Source organism: Pseudomonas sp. zfem004 (assembly GCF_032621715.1).
Taxonomy (GTDB): Bacteria; Pseudomonadota; Gammaproteobacteria; order Pseudomonadales; family Pseudomonadaceae; genus Aquipseudomonas; species Aquipseudomonas sichuanensis.
The window spans coordinates 174,262-189,209 of sequence record NZ_JAVYJF010000003.1 but is presented as its reverse complement, the minus strand read 5'-3'; the positions used below and the strand labels follow the sequence as shown (position 1 = coordinate 189,209).

Annotated in this window: 16 protein-coding genes; 8 read left to right on the top strand and 8 right to left on the bottom strand. The window is 63.6% G+C overall.

All coding sequences use genetic code 11. The features are described from left to right. Positions 1-25: 25 nt before the first annotated feature. The 5 genes from flgD to RTH46_RS04525 form a co-directional block, all read right to left on the bottom strand. Positions 26-724, bottom strand: a complete 699-nt coding sequence (flgD, locus tag RTH46_RS04545) for a flagellar hook assembly protein FlgD (protein ID WP_153787305.1) — start codon at positions 722-724, stop codon at positions 26-28. 13 nt (positions 725-737) lie between these two features. Continuing rightward, entirely contained in the window at positions 738-1,181 is a 444-nt protein-coding gene (flgC, locus tag RTH46_RS04540) for a flagellar basal body rod protein FlgC (RefSeq protein WP_110991889.1), read from the bottom strand. A gap of 2 nt (positions 1,182-1,183) precedes the next feature. Continuing rightward, a complete protein-coding gene (gene flgB, locus RTH46_RS04535) occupies positions 1,184-1,591 on the bottom strand; it encodes a flagellar basal body rod protein FlgB (RefSeq protein ID WP_110991890.1) in 408 nt (135 codons plus the stop codon). Between the two features lie 271 nt (positions 1,592-1,862). Next, complete coding sequence (gene cheR / locus RTH46_RS04530; RefSeq protein ID WP_153787306.1) at positions 1,863-2,690, bottom strand: protein-glutamate O-methyltransferase CheR; 828 nt, start codon at positions 2,688-2,690, stop codon at positions 1,863-1,865. A 51-nt stretch (positions 2,691-2,741) separates the two neighbouring features. After that, positions 2,742-3,671 (bottom strand): chemotaxis protein CheV, encoded by a 930-nt coding sequence (locus tag RTH46_RS04525; RefSeq protein WP_279845438.1) that lies wholly within the window; start codon positions 3,669-3,671, stop codon positions 2,742-2,744. A 63-nt stretch (positions 3,672-3,734) separates the two neighbouring features. On the opposite strand from RTH46_RS04525, the gene flgA reads away from it, so the two are divergent. The 4 genes from flgA to RTH46_RS04505 all read left to right on the top strand — a co-directional run bounded on the left by flgA (position 3,735) and on the right by RTH46_RS04505 (position 6,311). Continuing rightward, positions 3,735-4,484 carry a flagellar basal body P-ring formation chaperone FlgA gene (gene flgA, locus RTH46_RS04520; RefSeq protein WP_153787308.1) on the top strand — a complete coding sequence of 250 codons (750 nt, stop codon included), beginning with the start codon at positions 3,735-3,737 and terminating at the stop codon, positions 4,482-4,484. Between the two features lie 175 nt (positions 4,485-4,659). Then, a complete protein-coding gene (gene flgM / locus RTH46_RS04515) occupies positions 4,660-4,971 on the top strand; it encodes a flagellar biosynthesis anti-sigma factor FlgM (RefSeq protein ID WP_153787309.1) in 312 nt (103 codons plus the stop codon). Positions 4,972-5,018: 47 nt separating this feature from the next. After that, entirely contained in the window at positions 5,019-5,486 is a 468-nt protein-coding gene (locus RTH46_RS04510) for a flagella synthesis protein FlgN (RefSeq protein WP_153787310.1), read from the top strand. An 81-nt stretch (positions 5,487-5,567) separates the two neighbouring features. Beyond that, positions 5,568-6,311: a flagellar brake protein gene (locus tag RTH46_RS04505; protein ID WP_316905121.1), complete on the top strand. Its 744-nt coding sequence runs from the start codon at positions 5,568-5,570 to the stop codon at positions 6,309-6,311. An 88-nt stretch (positions 6,312-6,399) separates the two neighbouring features. On the opposite strand, the gene RTH46_RS04500 is transcribed toward RTH46_RS04505, so the two are convergent. From RTH46_RS04500 to bkdR, 3 genes are all read right to left on the bottom strand, one after another. Beyond that, the gene (locus tag RTH46_RS04500) at positions 6,400-7,743 is read right to left on the bottom strand and encodes an MFS transporter (protein WP_153787312.1); all 1,344 of its coding nucleotides are present in this window, start codon (positions 7,741-7,743) and stop codon (positions 6,400-6,402) included. A 129-nt stretch (positions 7,744-7,872) separates the two neighbouring features. Next, a complete protein-coding gene (locus RTH46_RS04495) occupies positions 7,873-9,114 on the bottom strand; it encodes a glutamine synthetase family protein (RefSeq protein WP_316905174.1) in 1,242 nt (413 codons plus the stop codon). A gap of 200 nt (positions 9,115-9,314) precedes the next feature. Further along, entirely contained in the window at positions 9,315-9,803 is a 489-nt protein-coding gene (gene bkdR, locus RTH46_RS04490; protein WP_125465000.1) for a Bkd operon transcriptional regulator BkdR, read from the bottom strand. A gap of 197 nt (positions 9,804-10,000) precedes the next feature. On the opposite strand from bkdR, the gene RTH46_RS04485 reads away from it, so the two are divergent. The 4 genes from RTH46_RS04485 to lpdA are packed head-to-tail and all read left to right on the top strand — an operon-like array spanning position 10,001 to position 14,944. Continuing rightward, on the top strand, positions 10,001-11,233 hold the full coding sequence (locus tag RTH46_RS04485) for a 3-methyl-2-oxobutanoate dehydrogenase (2-methylpropanoyl-transferring) subunit alpha (protein WP_316905120.1): 1,233 nt from the start codon (positions 10,001-10,003) through the stop codon (positions 11,231-11,233). Between the two features lies 1 nt (position 11,234). Next, on the top strand, positions 11,235-12,293 hold the full coding sequence (locus RTH46_RS04480; protein ID WP_110991900.1) for an alpha-ketoacid dehydrogenase subunit beta: 1,059 nt from the start codon (positions 11,235-11,237) through the stop codon (positions 12,291-12,293). Continuing rightward, complete coding sequence (locus RTH46_RS04475) at positions 12,294-13,562, top strand: dihydrolipoamide acetyltransferase family protein (protein ID WP_153787314.1); 1,269 nt, start codon at positions 12,294-12,296, stop codon at positions 13,560-13,562. It abuts the gene before it with no gap. Positions 13,563-13,564: 2 nt separating this feature from the next. Then, positions 13,565-14,944, top strand: a complete 1,380-nt coding sequence (lpdA, locus tag RTH46_RS04470; protein ID WP_316905119.1) for a dihydrolipoyl dehydrogenase — start codon at positions 13,565-13,567, stop codon at positions 14,942-14,944. Positions 14,945-14,948: the final 4 nt, after the last annotated feature.

Here is a 14,948-nt window from a genome sequence, read left to right as displayed (position 1 = left end):
CGCTCCTTGTGCCGATTCTGCGGCGTTAGATTCCGATGCTGGTGACTTTGGAGATGCCGATCTTGCCGATGCCGGCCAGGTCGAGCATCATCTCGCTGCCGTTCTGGAAGCTGACACTGTTGACCCTTGCCGGGAGCAAGGTGGACAGCGTCTTGGCCTTGCCCTCGACCGTGGTCTCGGCCGCGAAGGTGTAGGTGCCCGGGGCGACTTTCTCGCCCTTTTCATTGGTGCCATCCCAGATGAAGTCGGCGGTACCGGCCTTCTGCGAACCCAGCTGGATGGTCTTGACGACGTTGCCGTCCTTGTCCTTGATGGTGACCTTGCCGTCACTGATGCTCTGCGGCACCACGACCTGGCCATTGAAGCTGGAAGTGGTGTCCACCACCGCCTTGTCGGTCTGCACGATCACCGAGCGGCCGACCAGCGAAGTGGCCTGCAGCGCCTGGGACGAGCCAATGCCGGTCAGGATCCCGTTGACCGAATCGTTCAGCGACTGGATACCTTCCAGGCTGCTGAACTGCGCCAGCTGCGCGACGAACTCGCCGTTCTCCTGCGGATCGAGCGGGTTCTGGTTCTTCATCTGCGTCACCAGCAGCTGCAGGAACGCATCCTTGCCCAGCGCACTGCCGGCCTGACCGGTCGTGCTGCTGTTCTTGCTGTCGGTCTTCTGCAACGACTTCAGGTAGGCACTACCGACGTCGTTACTGGTATTGGTTGTGGTCATGGCGGCTCCGAGCTTACTGACCCAGGGTCAGCACTTTCTGCATCATGTTCTTGGCGGTGTTCATCAGCTCGGCGTTGGTCTGGAACGCGCGGCTGGCGGAGATCATGTCGGCCATCTCCTCGACCACATTCACATTCGGGTAGTAGACGTAGCCGTCCTTGTTGGCCGCCGGATGGTTCGGCTCGTAGCGCGCTTCGAGGTTGCTCTGGTCCTCGATGATGCCCTTGACCTGCACGCCCTGCCCGGCCTCGCCCTGGTCTTCGAACAGCGACTGGCTGGTGCCGGCCTGGGCGTTCTGGAAGGTGGTGGCGAACACCGGGTGGCGTGCACGGTAGGTCTGGTCGATGCTCGAGGAGACGGTCTCGGCGTTGGCGATGTTCGAGGCAACGGTGTTCAGGCGCGTGTTCTGCGCGCTCATGCCGCTACCGGCGATATTGAAAACACTGGCAAGGGACATGGTCACTCTCCGCGCAGGGCCGATACCAGCCCTTTGAATTTACTGTTGAGCAACGTGAAGCTGGCCTGGAAGCCGATCGCGTTCTCTGTGTAGTTCGATTGTTCGATCTGGGCATCGACGGTGTTCTGGTCGATCGACGGCTGCATCGGGGTACGGTACTGCAGGGTGTCGTCGGCCATTGCCAACCCTTCGGCCTCGATATGCCGATTGTTGGTGCGGTCCAGGGCGATGCGCCCCCTCTGCTGCTTGTCGGCCTCGGCGGCGAGCACCGACGAGAAGTCCATGTCACGCGCCTTGTAGTTCGGCGTATCGGCGTTGGCAATGTTGTTGGCCAGCACTTCGGCACGCTGGGCGCGGAAGCCCAATGCCTTTTCGTGTATGCCAAGCGCCTTGTCGAAGCTGATGCTCATATCAGGGAAACCTTCATAGGTGACCAGAATTTCGTTGGCTAAGCTTTAGCAAGGCCTGTGCCAGCTTTGCAAAGCCCCGCATTCAATGGGCCCCGGGGCTTTTCGGCCTGCCGCCATTGCCAGAAAAGCGGCAAATCGCTTCCGCCGCGCAGCAGGCAAGCGGCAATTGCCGCCCGGCAAAAGCGGCAATCCAAAAAATTGACGTCATTTGCCGCGCCCATGAAAAAGGCCGGTGTCTCACGACACCGGCCTTGGTTTACCGCCTCAGGCGTTACTTGGCCTGATAGATGATGCCCGGGCTGCACTGGACCATCTGATAGTGATCCGGCAATCCGTTGAGCGCCTCGGATGCACCCAGGAACAGATAGCCACCAGGCTTCAGCGTGCCATGGATACGCAGCAGGATGTCCTTCTTGACCTGGGCCGAGAAGTAGATCAGCACGTTACGGCAGAACACGATGTCGAACTTGCCCAGGGGCGCATAGCTGTCCAGCAGGTTGTACGAGCGGAACTCGACGCGGCTGCGGATCGGCGCCTTGACCGCCCAACGCCCCGGCCCCTTGGGGTCGAAGTAACGCTGCAGGCGCTCCTGCGACAGGCCGCGGGCGATGGCCAGGCTGTCGTATTCGCCGGTCTTGCAGTTGGTGAGCATCGAGCCGGACAGGTCAGTGGCAACGATCTGCGCGCCCATCTTCAGCTGGCCAAGGTTGCCGCGCTCGAACTCGTCGATGGCCATGGAGATGGAGTACGGCTCCTGCCCCGACGAGCAGGCCGCCGACCAGATGCGCAGGCGCTGGCCAGGGTTACCCTTGATGAACTCGGGGATGACCTTGTTCTTGAGCACCTCGAAGGGGTAGGTATCGCGAAACCACAGGGTTTCGTTGGTGGTCATGGCATCGACCACCTGCTCGCGCAAACCACCCCGCGGTTGCGACTGGATGCGCTGCACCAGCTCACCCAACGACTTGATGCCCTGCTGCTCCATCAACTTGTTGAGACGGCTGGAGACCAGGTACTGCTTATTCTCGCCCAGCAGGATGCCACAGGCTTTCTCCAGGAAGACCCGGAACTGTTCGAAATCCAAATTACCCGTAGACAATGCTGCCGCCTCTTTCTAAATCGCTAGCGCCGGGGACTGGCCCCGGCCGTTTCAATGCGTCGCCTTGATCCGGTCGACTACCCGCTGGGCAAGGTCGTCCGGCTTGAACTTGGCCAGGAAATCATCGGCCCCGACCTTCTTGACCATGGCCTGGTTGAAGACCCCGGACAGCGAAGTATGCAGGACGATGTGCAGCTTTTGCATGCGCGGGTCGCTGCGAATCTCGGCCGTCAGGGTGTAGCCGTCCATTTCCGGCATCTCGATGTCCGAGATCATCATGAGGAATTCCTCCTCCGGCCGCTTGCCTTCATCGACCAGCTTGCGCAGGTAATCCAGCGCCTGACGACCATCGTTGAGCGCCACCACCTCGACACCGACAGTCTGCAGGCAGCGGCTGACCTGCTTGCGTGCCACCGACGAATCATCGACGGTCAGTACCCGCAGCAGCACGGCCTTGTCCTGCACCTCGGCATCGATCACGCCCTCGGACACCGACTCGGACGACGGAGCCACTTCCGCCAGCACCTTTTCCACGTCGATGATCTCGACCATGCGATTGTCGACCCGGGTGACCGCGGTCAGGTAGTGATCGCGCCCGGTCCCCTTGGGTGGCGGATGGATCTCTTCCCAGTTCATGTTGACGATGCGCTCGACCGAGTGCACCAAAAAACCCTGGGTCTTGGTGTTGTACTCGGTGATGATCACAAAGCTGTTACGCGTGTCTTCCTTCAACCCCGGCAAGCCCGTCGCCATCGACAGGTCCAGGATCGGGATGGTCGCCCCGCGAATGTTGGCCACCCCACGCACTACCGGATGCGACTTGGGCAGCACCGTCAGATCCGGGCACTGCAACACCTCCCGGACCTTGAATACATTGATGCCGTAGAGCTGGTCGCCATTGAGGCGAAACAACAACAGCTCCAGGCGATTCTGCCCCACCAGCTGCGTGCGCTGGTTGACCGAATCCATCACTCCAGCCATGCCGGACCCCTCCAACGATTGCCTGAATACCAAATCGGCACGGGCTTTGCTTTTTTGAGCGCCATGTACACGAAAACGACATTTTCCCGACGACTGACGCGCCTGCTGACCGGCTCGCTGGCCACCCTGTGCCTCATGGCACCCGGTGTTCGCACGCTGGCGGATGCTTTTACCTTGCCTGAACAGCTTATCGGTGTCACCCAAGGGTTTCTTGAGTTCACCGTGGAAGATTATCTGGCGACCACCCAGACCAGCGGCCGCTACGAGATCCAGGTCAACAGGCTCGACCCGCGCCTGCGCATGCCGCTGTGCAGCCAGCAACTTGACGCTTCACTGGAAAGCCCGACCCCGCTGGGCCGAGTCACGGTAAAGGTGCGCTGCGATGGCACGGCCCCGTGGACCATTTTCGTGCCCGCCCAGGTACGGCTGCTGCGCGACGTGGTGGTGATGACGCGGCCGCTCAAGCGCGAAAGCGTGGTCGGCGAAGGCGATATTGCCCTGCGCGAACGCGATGTCGGCACGCTGGGCCCAGGCTATCTGACGCAAATGGACCAGGCAGTGGGCATGAAGCTGCTGCGCCCCACCGTGATTGACCAGGTGCTGACCCAGCAACACCTGGAGCAGGCGGAGCTGGTGCGCAAAGGCGATCACGTGGTGATTGTCGCGCGCAGCGGCACCCTCAGCGTGCGCATGCCAGGCGAAGCCCTGAGCAAAGGCGGCCTGCAGGAACAGATCCGGGTACGCAACCTGAACTCCAAGCGCGTGGTGAAAGCGCGGGTCACAGGGCCTGGGCAGGTCGAGGTGGCCATGTAGCAATATTCACCGCCGGATCACGACAGAAGGCTGGCGGCAGGGAACCGCTCCCCCTAAACTGTGTCGGAATCGGGTTGCGCAAGCGTGCTGCCAGACAGCACTGCATTCCTGCCTAAAGTTTTTTTCGGGTTGGCCGAAAACAGGGTATGCGTACAAATACCCAGAGGTTTTGATCATGGTCATCGACTTCAGTCGTGTGAATAATTCTCCGCCCAGCACGGGTGGCGTTCGCGGCAATGCCGCGCCTGGCAACGTCGACAAAGCCGACGCCAGCAGCGTAGCGCCCAGCGCCAATGCCAGTGGTGAAGCGGTACACTTCAGCCCAGAAGCCCAGCAGCTGCAGAAGATCAGCGACAGTCTGCGCGACCAGCCGATCGTCAACAGCGCCCGTGTGGCCGAGTTGAAACAAGCGATCGCGGACGGCAGCTACAAGGTGGACGCCGACCGCGTCGCCAGTAAACTGCTTGATTTCGAAGCCCAGCGCTAACCTCCAGGCGCGCTGACTTCAAGGACGCAACACGCCAAGAGTTAGCCATGCACGACATCACTCTGCTGCAACTGATCGAAAACGACATCGCGCCAACGCAGGAATTGCTCGACCTGCTCCAGAGCGAGACGATCGCCCTGCACGGGCGGGACATGCCGCTGCTGGAACAGATCCTGGCCCGCAAGCAGTCGTTGATCATCTTGCTCGAGCAGCAGGGTCGCCGACGCAGCCAGTTGCTGCACGACATCGGTCTGAGCACCGATCGTGCAGGCGTACAAGCCTTGGCCGCACAGTCGCCCAATGGCGAGGCCCTGCTGCAACGGCTCGATGCGCTCAGCGCATTGATGGACGCCTGCCAGAAGGCCAACGAGACCAATGGCCAGGTCATCCAGATACAGCAGCGTGCCACGGCCAACCAGGTCAGCATCCTCATGGGTGGCGATTCTCCTTCGCTGTACGACAGCCGTGGCACCACCTCGCCGATGGCCAAGCCCCGGGCGCTCAGCCAAGTGTGATTTTCCCTGTTCAAGGCACGGAGCATACTGGCAAAATGCCGTAACTTGCGTGTGTCGTTTTTGCCTGGAGATTTAGAACCCGTGTTCAATGAAACCGATGCCCCCCAGCCACCAAAGGTGCTCACTACCCCTTTGGAAATCGCGGCCAACCTGCGCCAGCTGCTGGAGAGCCACGACCCGCTGATCATCAGCTTCCATGAGCGCAGCCAGCGGTTCCAGAGCTATGTGGTGCACATCGACCGCGACAACGGCGTTCTGGCCCTGGACGAAATGATCCCTCGCGATGGGGAGAAATACATCGAGAACGGCGAAGCGTTCCGTGTCGAAGGCTTCCATGACGGCGTACGCATCGCCTGGGAGTGCGACACACCGCTGACCATCACCGAGATCGATGGCCACCGCTGCTACCGCGGCCCGCTGCCCACCGAAGTCACTTACCATCAGCGCCGCAGCGCCTTCCGTGCGGCACTCAAGCTGTCGCAGCTGGTCGACATCGTTCTCGACGGCACCCACTTGAAAGGCAATGGCGCACTGCGCGGCAAGCTGCTGGACATCTCTGCCACCGGCTGCAAGTTGCGCTTTGAGGGCAACGTCGAGGAGCGCCTGCAACTGGGCCAGGTGTATGAACGCTTCAAGGCCGCCAACCCGCTGGGCCTGGCCGACACCATGGTCGAACTGCGCCACCTGCACTTCGAAGAGCGCATCAACACCACCTTCGCCGGCGTACGTTTCCACAACCTCAACGGCCAGGCGCAGCGCAAGATCGAGAGCTTCGTTTATCAGTTGCAGCGCGAAGCACGACGCTTCGACAAAGACGACTACTGATTCACAGCCAAACAAAACGCCACCCCTAGGGTGGCGTTTTTGTTTGCAGCGCTGCGCGCCGACCGAAGAGCGGGTCGGCCGCCGCAACCTAAGTGACCGACTTGTCGACCTCGGCGCCAGGCTGCACGGACGGCTCAACACCCTTCTCATCCGCTTCGGTATCTTCTGCCGCTACCGGCGTCTGCATAACCTCCTGCACGGTCTGCTCATCGACCCGCGGGTCAAGTGCCGCCGACAGTGGCGAACCGGCCGCCGGCATGGCCACGTGCCCCAGCGGCGCATCCTGGACCTGGTGCAGCCCGGTAACCGCCTTGGGCCGGATACGCCAGACCAGCACCAGCGCAAAGAACACGAAGAACGCATACAGCATCTGCGGGCCCAGCAGCTTCATCAGCACCCCGGCCGCCAGCGGCCCGATACAGGCACCCACCCCATAGGTCACCAGCAACATGGCGGTCAGCGATACCCGCCGTTCGCTTTCCACATGGTCGTTGGAAAACGCCACGGCCAGCGGATACAAACAGAACTGCAGCAGCGAGATCAAGAAGCCGATACCGAACAACAGCTCCAGCGGCACACCCGGCAGGATCGCCAGAGGCGCCGAGGCCAGCGCCAGGCCGATTGCCACGCTGCGGATCAGCACCGCGCGGTCATAGCGGTCGGACAGCCAGCCCAGCGGCCATTGCACCACCAGCCCAGCCAGGATGCAGCTACCCATGAACAGGCCGATCTGCTCGGTGGACATGCCCTGGCTGGTGGCATACAGCGGTGCCAGACCATAGAACGAACCGACGATCAGCCCCGAACCCAGCACCGTGGAGAGCGATTGCGGCACCCGCTTGATGAAGAACTTCGGCTCCATCGGTGCCGGGCGCAGGGGTGCGGGGTGGATGCGCCGGGTCATGGCCACGGGCACCAGGCACAGGGCGAAGCACATGGCTACCAGCATCAGCAGCTCCGGCCCCAGCTGTGGGTGCACCACGAGAATCAGCTGGCCCAGCACCAGCCCCAGATAAGAAGCGATCATGTAGCCGCTGAACACCGCGCCACGGTGCTTGGCATCAGCCTGCTCGTTGAGCCAGCTTTCGATGACCATGTACTGGCACATCATCCCCAGGCCGACGATCATCCGCAGCCCGATCCAGGCCGGCAGCCAGCTTGTCAGGCCATGCCCGAGCACCGCCGCGCAGACGATACCGGCACAGGTGGCATAGGCGCGAATATGCCCGACCCGACCGATCAGCCGGTGGCCGACCTTGCCGCCCACCGCCAGGCCGAAATAGTTGGCCGCCATCAGCGCACCGATCCACAGGCTGTCGACGTGATCGGCGGCGAGGCGCAGGGCCAGGTAGGTACTGAGCAGGCCCGAGCCGATCAGCATCATCAAGGCAGCGAAGTACAACGACTGAAACGGCTTCCAGATATTTCGCATACGTCCCGTGGGCTCCTGGCGCAGGTGGCGGTGGGTTGCAGGCAAGCATAAAAGCAAATGCGCCGCGACGCAGGCCCCCGCAGGCGAAAAAGATCGCCAACGGCGGGCCCGTTACAGCTTGCGTCGCGCTCAGGCCTGCGCCGCCAGCACCCGCCGCTCCCAAGGCGTGATCTCGTCGAGGAAGTCGCTCAGCTCGAGGGTCTTGGTGGCGATATAGCCTTCGATGAACTCATTGCCGAACAGCTCATGGGCCAGCTCACTGTGCTTGAGGCGCTGCAGCGCTGCATGCAGGGTGCAGGGCAAGCTCAGGTGCTCGGGCACTTCGAATTCGCCCTGGATAGCGGGCGTTGGGGCAATTTGCTGCTCGATGCCATGCAGGCCGGCGGCAAGGCTGGCGGCAATTGCCAGATAGGGGTTGGCGTCGGCGCCGGGCAAGCGATTCTCCACCCGCCGCGCCACTGGCGAGCTGGCCGGAATGCGCAGGCCAGCGGCGCGATTGTCGTGCGACCAGCAGGCGTTGTTCGGCGAAGCGTAGGGGTGGCACAAGCGCTGGTACGAATTGACGTTGGGCGCGAACAGCGCGGTGAAGTCGGCCAGGCAGGCCTGCAGGCCACCAATGAAATGATGGAAGGTGTCGGTTGCCCTGCCCTGCTCGTCGCTGAACACGTTTCGCCCACTGGCGATGTCCACCAGGCTCTGGTGAATGTGCATCGAACTGCCGGGCGTATGCGCCAGCGGCTTGGCCATGCACACCACGGTCAGGCCATGGCGCAGCGCCACTTCCTTGAGCAGGTGCTTGAACAGGAAGGTCTGGTCGGCCAGCAGCAGCGGGTCGCCATGCAGCAGGTTGATCTCGAACTGGCTGACGCCCATCTCGTGCATGAAGGTGTCGCGCGGCAGGCCCAGCGCAGCCATGCACCGGTAAACCTCGCTGAAGAACGACCGCAGGCCATTGTTGGAACTGACACTGAATGCCGAATGGCCCATCTCCCGGCGGCCATCCTTGCCCAGCGGCGGCTGGAACGGCTGCTGCGGGTCGCTGTTGGGGGCAAACACGAAGAATTCGAGCTCGGTCGCCACCACCGGCGCCAGGCCGTGCTCGGCGTAACGGGCGATCACCGCCTTGAGCTGGCCACGGCTGGACAATTGCGACGGTGCGCCGTCGAGTTCGACCGCATCGCAGATGGCCAGGGCGCGAGGCTCGTCGCTCCAGGGCAGGCGGTGGATCTGCGCAGGGTCGGCCACCAGCGCCAGGTCGCTGTCGTCGCTGCCATAGTATTTCGCCGCCGGGTAGCCACCCATGATGCATTGCAGCAGTACTCCGCGCGCCATCTGCAGGCGCCGGCCTTCAAGGAAGCCTTCGGCGGTCATGACCTTGCCGCGAGCCACGCCGTTGAAATCTGGGGTAACGCACTCGATCTCGTCGATGCCCTTCAGGTGCTCTGCCAGGTTGCACGGGCCTTCGGTCGTCATGACGCTGTCCTTCTTGGGGTGTTGGCGTGCCGGGAATGGCGCCGGGCGCAACATTGGCTTGGGCTGTTCGAAACTTCAAGCAGCTGGACAGTGCTCGCCTAGTGCTCACGCAAGGTCATGCCATTGGCCGGCAACGGCAACGCTGTCTTGTAGCGCACCTGTTTGAGGGCGAAGCTGGAACGGATGTTGGCCACCCCCGGCAAGCGAGTCAGGTAATCGAGAAAACGCTCCAGCGCCTGGATGCTGGGCAGCAGCACCCGCAGCAGATAATCCGGGTCGCCGGTCATCAGGTAGCACTCCATCACCTCGGGGCGCTCGGCGATCTCTTCTTCGAAACGGTGCAGCGACTGCTCCACCTGCTTCTCCAGGCTGACGTGAATGAACACGTTGACGTCCAGCCCCAGCGCCTCGGGCGACAGTAGCGTCACTTGCTGGCGGATCACCCCCAACTCCTCCATGGCCTTGACCCGGTTGAAACAGGGGGTGGGCGACAGATTGACCGAACGCGCAAGCTCCGCGTTGGTGATCCGCGCGTTTTCCTGAAGGCTGTTGAGAATGCCGATATCCGTGCGATCCAGTTTGCGCATGAGACAAATTCACCTGGTTTTTGTGTTTGTGCGGAATGTTTATCTCCAGCGTCGGACAAAGGCAATGAACTTGAGAGAAAAATTCTCCTGCCGTCCCCCTATGATGTAACAGACGCTGACCTGCCAGTCACAAGCCGGCAGGCAGCGGCGACCGCTTCAAAGCTCACAAAAACAACAGCCGAGCGAGCGTAAAAAGCATGAACGAGTACGCCCCCCTGCGTCTGCATGTGCCCGAGCCTACAGGCCGGCCAGGCTGCCAGACCGATTTCTCCTACCTGCGCCTGAACGACGCGGGTCAAGTCCGTAAACCGCCCATCGATGTAGAACCTGCCGACACTGCCGACCTTTCCGGCAGCCTGGTGCGCGTGCTCAACGAACACGGCGACGCCGTAGGCCCATGGGCCGAGGGCATCGACGCGCAGGTGCTGCGCCAAGGCATGCGCGCCATGCTCAAGACGCGCATCTTCGACAGCCGCATGGTCGTGGCCCAGCGCCAGAAGAAGATGTCCTTCTACATGCAGAGCCTGGGCGAGGAAGCCATCGGCAGCGGCCAGGCGCTGGCCCTGAACCGCACCGACATGTGCTTCCCCACCTACCGCCAGCAGAGCATCCTGATGGCCCGCGACGTGTCGCTGGTGGAGATGATCTGCCAACTGCTGTCCAACACCCGTGACCCGCTCAAGGGCCGCCAGCTGCCGATCATGTACTCGGTGCGCGAGGCCGGCTTCTTCACCATCAGCGGCAACCTCGCCACCCAGTTCGTCCAGGCAGTCGGCTGGGCCATGGCCTCGGCGATCAAGGGCGATACCAAGATCGCCTCGGCCTGGATCGGCGACGGCGCCACCGCCGAGTCCGACTTCCACACCGCGCTGACCTTCGCCCATGTGTACCGCGCCCCGGTCATCCTGAACGTGGTCAACAACCAGTGGGCGATCTCGACCTTCCAGGCCATCGCCGGTGGCGAGTCGACCACCTTCGCCGGCCGTGGCGTCGGTTGCGGCATCGCTTCGCTGCGGGTCGACGGCAACGACTTCATCGCCGTCTACGCGGCCTCGCGCTGGGCCGCCGAACGCGCCCGCCGCGGCCTGGGCCCGACGCTGATCGAGTGGGTCACTTACCGCGCTGGCCCGCACTCCACCTCGGACGACCCGTCCAAGTACCGCCCTGCGGACGATTGGAGCCACTTCCCGCTGGGCGACCCGATCGCCCGCCTCAAGCAGCACCTGATCAAGGCCGGGCACTGGTCCGAAGAGGAGCACCAGGCAGTCAGCGCGGAGCTGGAGGCCGAGGTGATCAAGGCGCAGAAGGACGCCGAGCAGTTCGGCACCCTGAGCAATGGCCATATCCCCAGCGCGGCCTCGATGTTCGAAGACGTGTACAAGGAAATGCCCGACCACCTGCGCCGTCAGCGCCAGGAACTGGGGGCCTGAGATGAACGATCACAACAACAGCATTGACCTGGAAAACGCCATGTCCACCACCACCATGACCATGATCCAGGCCCTGCGCTCGGCCATGGATGTCATGCTCGAGCGCGACGACAACGTGGTGGTCTACGGCCAGGACGTTGGCTACTTCGGCGGCGTGTTCCGCTGCACCGAAGGCCTGCAGACCAAGTACGGCAAGTCGCGGGTGTTCGATGCGCCGATCTCCGAAAGCGGCATCGTCGGCACCGCCGTGGGCATGGGCGCCTATGGCCTGCGCCCGGTGGTCGAGATCCAGTTCGCCGACTACTTCTACCCGGCCTCCGACCAGATCGTCTCGGAGATGGCGCGCCTGCGCTATCGCTCGGCCGGCGAGTTCATTTCGCCGCTGACCCTGCGCATGCCCTGCGGCGGCGGCATCTATGGCGGCCAGACCCACAGCCAGAGCCCGGAAGCGATGTTCACCCAGGTGTGCGGCCTGCGCACCGTCATGCCGTCCAACCCCTATGACGCCAAGGGCCTGCTGATCGCCTCGATCGAGTGCGATGACCCAGTGATCTTCCTCGAGCCCAAGCGCCTGTACAACGGCCCGTTCGACGGCCACCACGACCGCCCGGTTACCCCCTGGGCCAAGCACCCGCACAGCAGCGTGCCGGACGGCTATTACACCGTGCCGCTGGACAAGGCGGCGATCACCCGCCCGGGCAACGACGTCACCGTGCTGACCTACGGCACCACCGTGTACGTGTCGCAAGTGGCCGCTGAAGAAACCGGCGTCGACGCCGAAGTCATCGACCTGCGCAGCCTGTGGCCGCTGGACCTGGAGACCATCGTCGAGTCGGTGAAGAAGACCGGCCGCTGCGTGGTCGTGCACGAAGCCACCCGCACCTGCGGCTTCGGCGCCGAACTGGTATCGCTGGTCCAGGAGCACTGCTTCCATCACCTCGAAGCGCCGATCGAGCGCGTCACCGGTTGGGACACCCCCTACCCCCACGCACAGGAATGGGCCTACTTCCCAGGGCCTTCGCGGGTAGGCGCGGCATTGAAACGGGTCATGGAGGTCTGAATGGGCACGCACGTCATCAAGATGCCGGATATCGGTGAAGGCATCGCGCAGGTCGAGTTGGTCGAGTGGTTCGTCAAGGTCGGCGACATGATCGCCGAGGACCAGGTGGTGGCCGATGTCATGACCGACAAGGCCACCGTGGAAATCCCTTCGCCGGTCAGCGGCAAGGTGCTGGCCCTGGGCGGCCAGCCGGGTGAAGTGATGGCGGTCGGCAGCGAGCTGATCCGCATCGAAGTCGAGGGCAGCGGCAACCATGTCGATACGCCACAGAGCAAACCAGTGGACGCACCTGCCGCGCCAGTGAAGGCCGAAGCCAAGCCCGAACCACGCGTCGAAGCTGCGCCACAGTTTGCAGCGAGCCACACCGCGGCACCGATCGTGCCGCGCGAAGCACACGAGAAGCCACTGGCCTCGCCTGCCGTGCGCAAACGCGCGCTGGATGCCGGTATCGAGCTGCGTTACGTGCATGGCAGCGGCCCTGCCGGGCGTATCCTGCATGAGGACCTCGACGCCTTCATCAGCAAACCGCAGAGCAACAGCGGGCAGGCGCCGGGCGGTTACGGCAAGCGCACCGACAGCGAACAGGTGCCGGTGATCGGCCTGCGCCGCAAGATCGCCCAGCGCATGCAGGACGCCAAGCGTCGCGTCGCCCACTTCAGCTATGTCGAGGAAATCGACGTCACGGCGCTCGAAGCCCTGCGCCAGCAACTCAATGCCAAGCACGGCGACAGCCGTGGCAAGCTGACGCTGCTGCCGTTCCTGGTGCGCGCCATGGTCGTCGCCCTGCGCGACTTCCCGCAGATCAACGCCACCTACGACGACGAGGCCCAGGTCATCACCCGCCACGGCGCGGTGCATGTGGGCATCGCCACCCAGGGCGACAACGGCCTGATGGTGCCGGTGCTGCGCCACGCCGAAGCCGGCAGCCTGTGGAGCAACGCCAGCGAGATCGCCCGCGTGGCCCATGCCGCACGCAACAACAAAGCCACCCGTGAAGAACTGTCCGGCTCGACCATCACCCTGACCAGCCTCGGCGCGCTGGGCGGCATCGTCAGCACGCCGGTGGTCAACACCCCGGAAGTGGCGATCGTCGGCGTCAACCGCATGGTCGAACGGCCGGTGGTGATCGATGGCCAGATCGTCGTGCGCAAGATGATGAACCTGTCCAGCTCGTTCGACCATCGCGTGGTCGACGGCATGGATGCCGCACTGTTCATCCAGGCCGTGCGCGGCCTGCTGGAACAACCTGCCTGCCTGTTCGTGGAGTGACCATGCAACCGATCATCGACACCACCCTGCTGATCATCGGTGGCGGCCCTGGCGGCTATGTGGCCGCCATCCGCGCCGGGCAACTGGGCATCCCCACCGTGCTGGTGGAAGGCCAGGCGCTGGGCGGCACCTGCCTGAACATCGGCTGCATCCCGTCCAAGGCGCTGATCCATGTGGCCGAGCAGTTCCACCAGACCAGTCGCTACACCGAACCGTCGGCACTGGGCATCAGCGTCTCTTCGCCGCGCCTGGACATCAGCCGCAGCGTCGAGTGGAAGGACGGCATCGTCGACCGCCTCACCAGCGGCGTCGCCGCCCTGCTGAAAAAACACGGCGTGAAAGTGATCCACGGCTGGGCGAAGATCCTCGATGGCAAGAGCGTCGAGGTGGACGGCCAACGCATCCAGTGCGAGCACCTGTTGCTGGCCACCGGCTCGAGCAGCGTGGAACTGCCGATGCTGCCGATCGGCGGGCCGATCATCTCGTCCACCGAAGCCCTTGCGCCCAAGGCCCTGCCGCAGCACCTGGTGGTGGTCGGCGGTGGCTATATCGGCCTGGAGCTGGGCATCGCCTATCGCAAGCTGGGCGCCAAGGTGAGCGTGGTGGAGGCCCGCGAGCGCATCCTGCCCACCTACGACGCCGAGCTCACTGCACCGGTAGCTGAATCGCTCAAGAAACTGGGCATCGCACTGCACCTGGGCCATAGCGTCGAGGGCTATGCCGACGGCTGCCTGCTGGCGCGTGATGGCCAGGGCGCGCAGCTGCGCCTGGAGGCCGATCAGGTATTGGTGGCCGTGGGTCGTCGCCCGCGCACTCAGGGCTTTGGCCTGGAAAGCCTGGACCTGAAGATGAACGGTGCGGCCATCGCCATCGACGAGCGCTGCCAGACCAGCATGCGCAACGTCTGGGCCATCGGTGACGTGGCCGGCGAGCCGATGCTGGCGCACCGGGCCATGGCCCAGGGCGAGATGGTGGCGGAAATCATCGCCGGCAAGGCGCGGCGCTTCGAGCCCAGCGCAATCGCCGCGGTGTGCTTCACCGACCCGGAAGTGGTGGTGGCCGGCACTACGCCGGAACAGGCCAGCCAACAGGGCGTGGACTGCATCGTCGCGCAATTCCCGTTTGCCGCCAACGGTCGGGCCATGAGCCTGGAGTCGAAGAGCGGCTTCGTGCGGGTGGTAGCGCGCCGCGACAATCACCTGATCCTCGGCTGGCAAGCGGTGGGGGTGGCGGTGTCCGAGCTGTCCACCGCCTTTGCCCAGTCACTGGAGATGGGCGCCCGACTGGAAGATATCGCCGGCACCATCCACGCCCACCCGACGCTGGGTGAAGCCGTGCAGGAAGCGGCGCTGCGTGCCCTTGGCCACGCACTGCATATCTAGCCTC

Coding starts and splice junctions, on each gene's coding strand:
- flgD (WP_153787305.1), bottom strand. CDS start 724: ATGACCACAACCAATACCAGTAACGACGTCGGTAGTGCCTACCTGAAG.
- flgC (WP_110991889.1), bottom strand. CDS start 1,181: ATGTCCCTTGCCAGTGTTTTCAATATCGCCGGTAGCGGCATGAGCGCG.
- flgB (WP_110991890.1), bottom strand. CDS start 1,591: ATGAGCATCAGCTTCGACAAGGCGCTTGGCATACACGAAAAGGCATTG.
- RTH46_RS04525 (WP_279845438.1), bottom strand. CDS start 3,671: ATGGCTGGAGTGATGGATTCGGTCAACCAGCGCACGCAGCTGGTGGGG.
- flgA (WP_153787308.1), top strand. CDS start 3,735: ATGTACACGAAAACGACATTTTCCCGACGACTGACGCGCCTGCTGACC.
- flgM (WP_153787309.1), top strand. CDS start 4,660: ATGGTCATCGACTTCAGTCGTGTGAATAATTCTCCGCCCAGCACGGGT.
- RTH46_RS04510 (WP_153787310.1), top strand. CDS start 5,019: ATGCACGACATCACTCTGCTGCAACTGATCGAAAACGACATCGCGCCA.
- RTH46_RS04500 (WP_153787312.1), bottom strand. CDS start 7,743: ATGCGAAATATCTGGAAGCCGTTTCAGTCGTTGTACTTCGCTGCCTTG.
- RTH46_RS04495 (WP_316905174.1), bottom strand. CDS start 9,114: ATGACCGCCGAAGGCTTCCTTGAAGGCCGGCGCCTGCAGATGGCGCGC.
- bkdR (WP_125465000.1), bottom strand. CDS start 9,803: ATGCGCAAACTGGATCGCACGGATATCGGCATTCTCAACAGCCTTCAG.
- RTH46_RS04485 (WP_316905120.1), top strand. CDS start 10,001: ATGAACGAGTACGCCCCCCTGCGTCTGCATGTGCCCGAGCCTACAGGC.
- RTH46_RS04480 (WP_110991900.1), top strand. CDS start 11,235: ATGAACGATCACAACAACAGCATTGACCTGGAAAACGCCATGTCCACC.
- RTH46_RS04475 (WP_153787314.1), top strand. CDS start 12,294: ATGGGCACGCACGTCATCAAGATGCCGGATATCGGTGAAGGCATCGCG.
- lpdA (WP_316905119.1), top strand. CDS start 13,565: ATGCAACCGATCATCGACACCACCCTGCTGATCATCGGTGGCGGCCCT.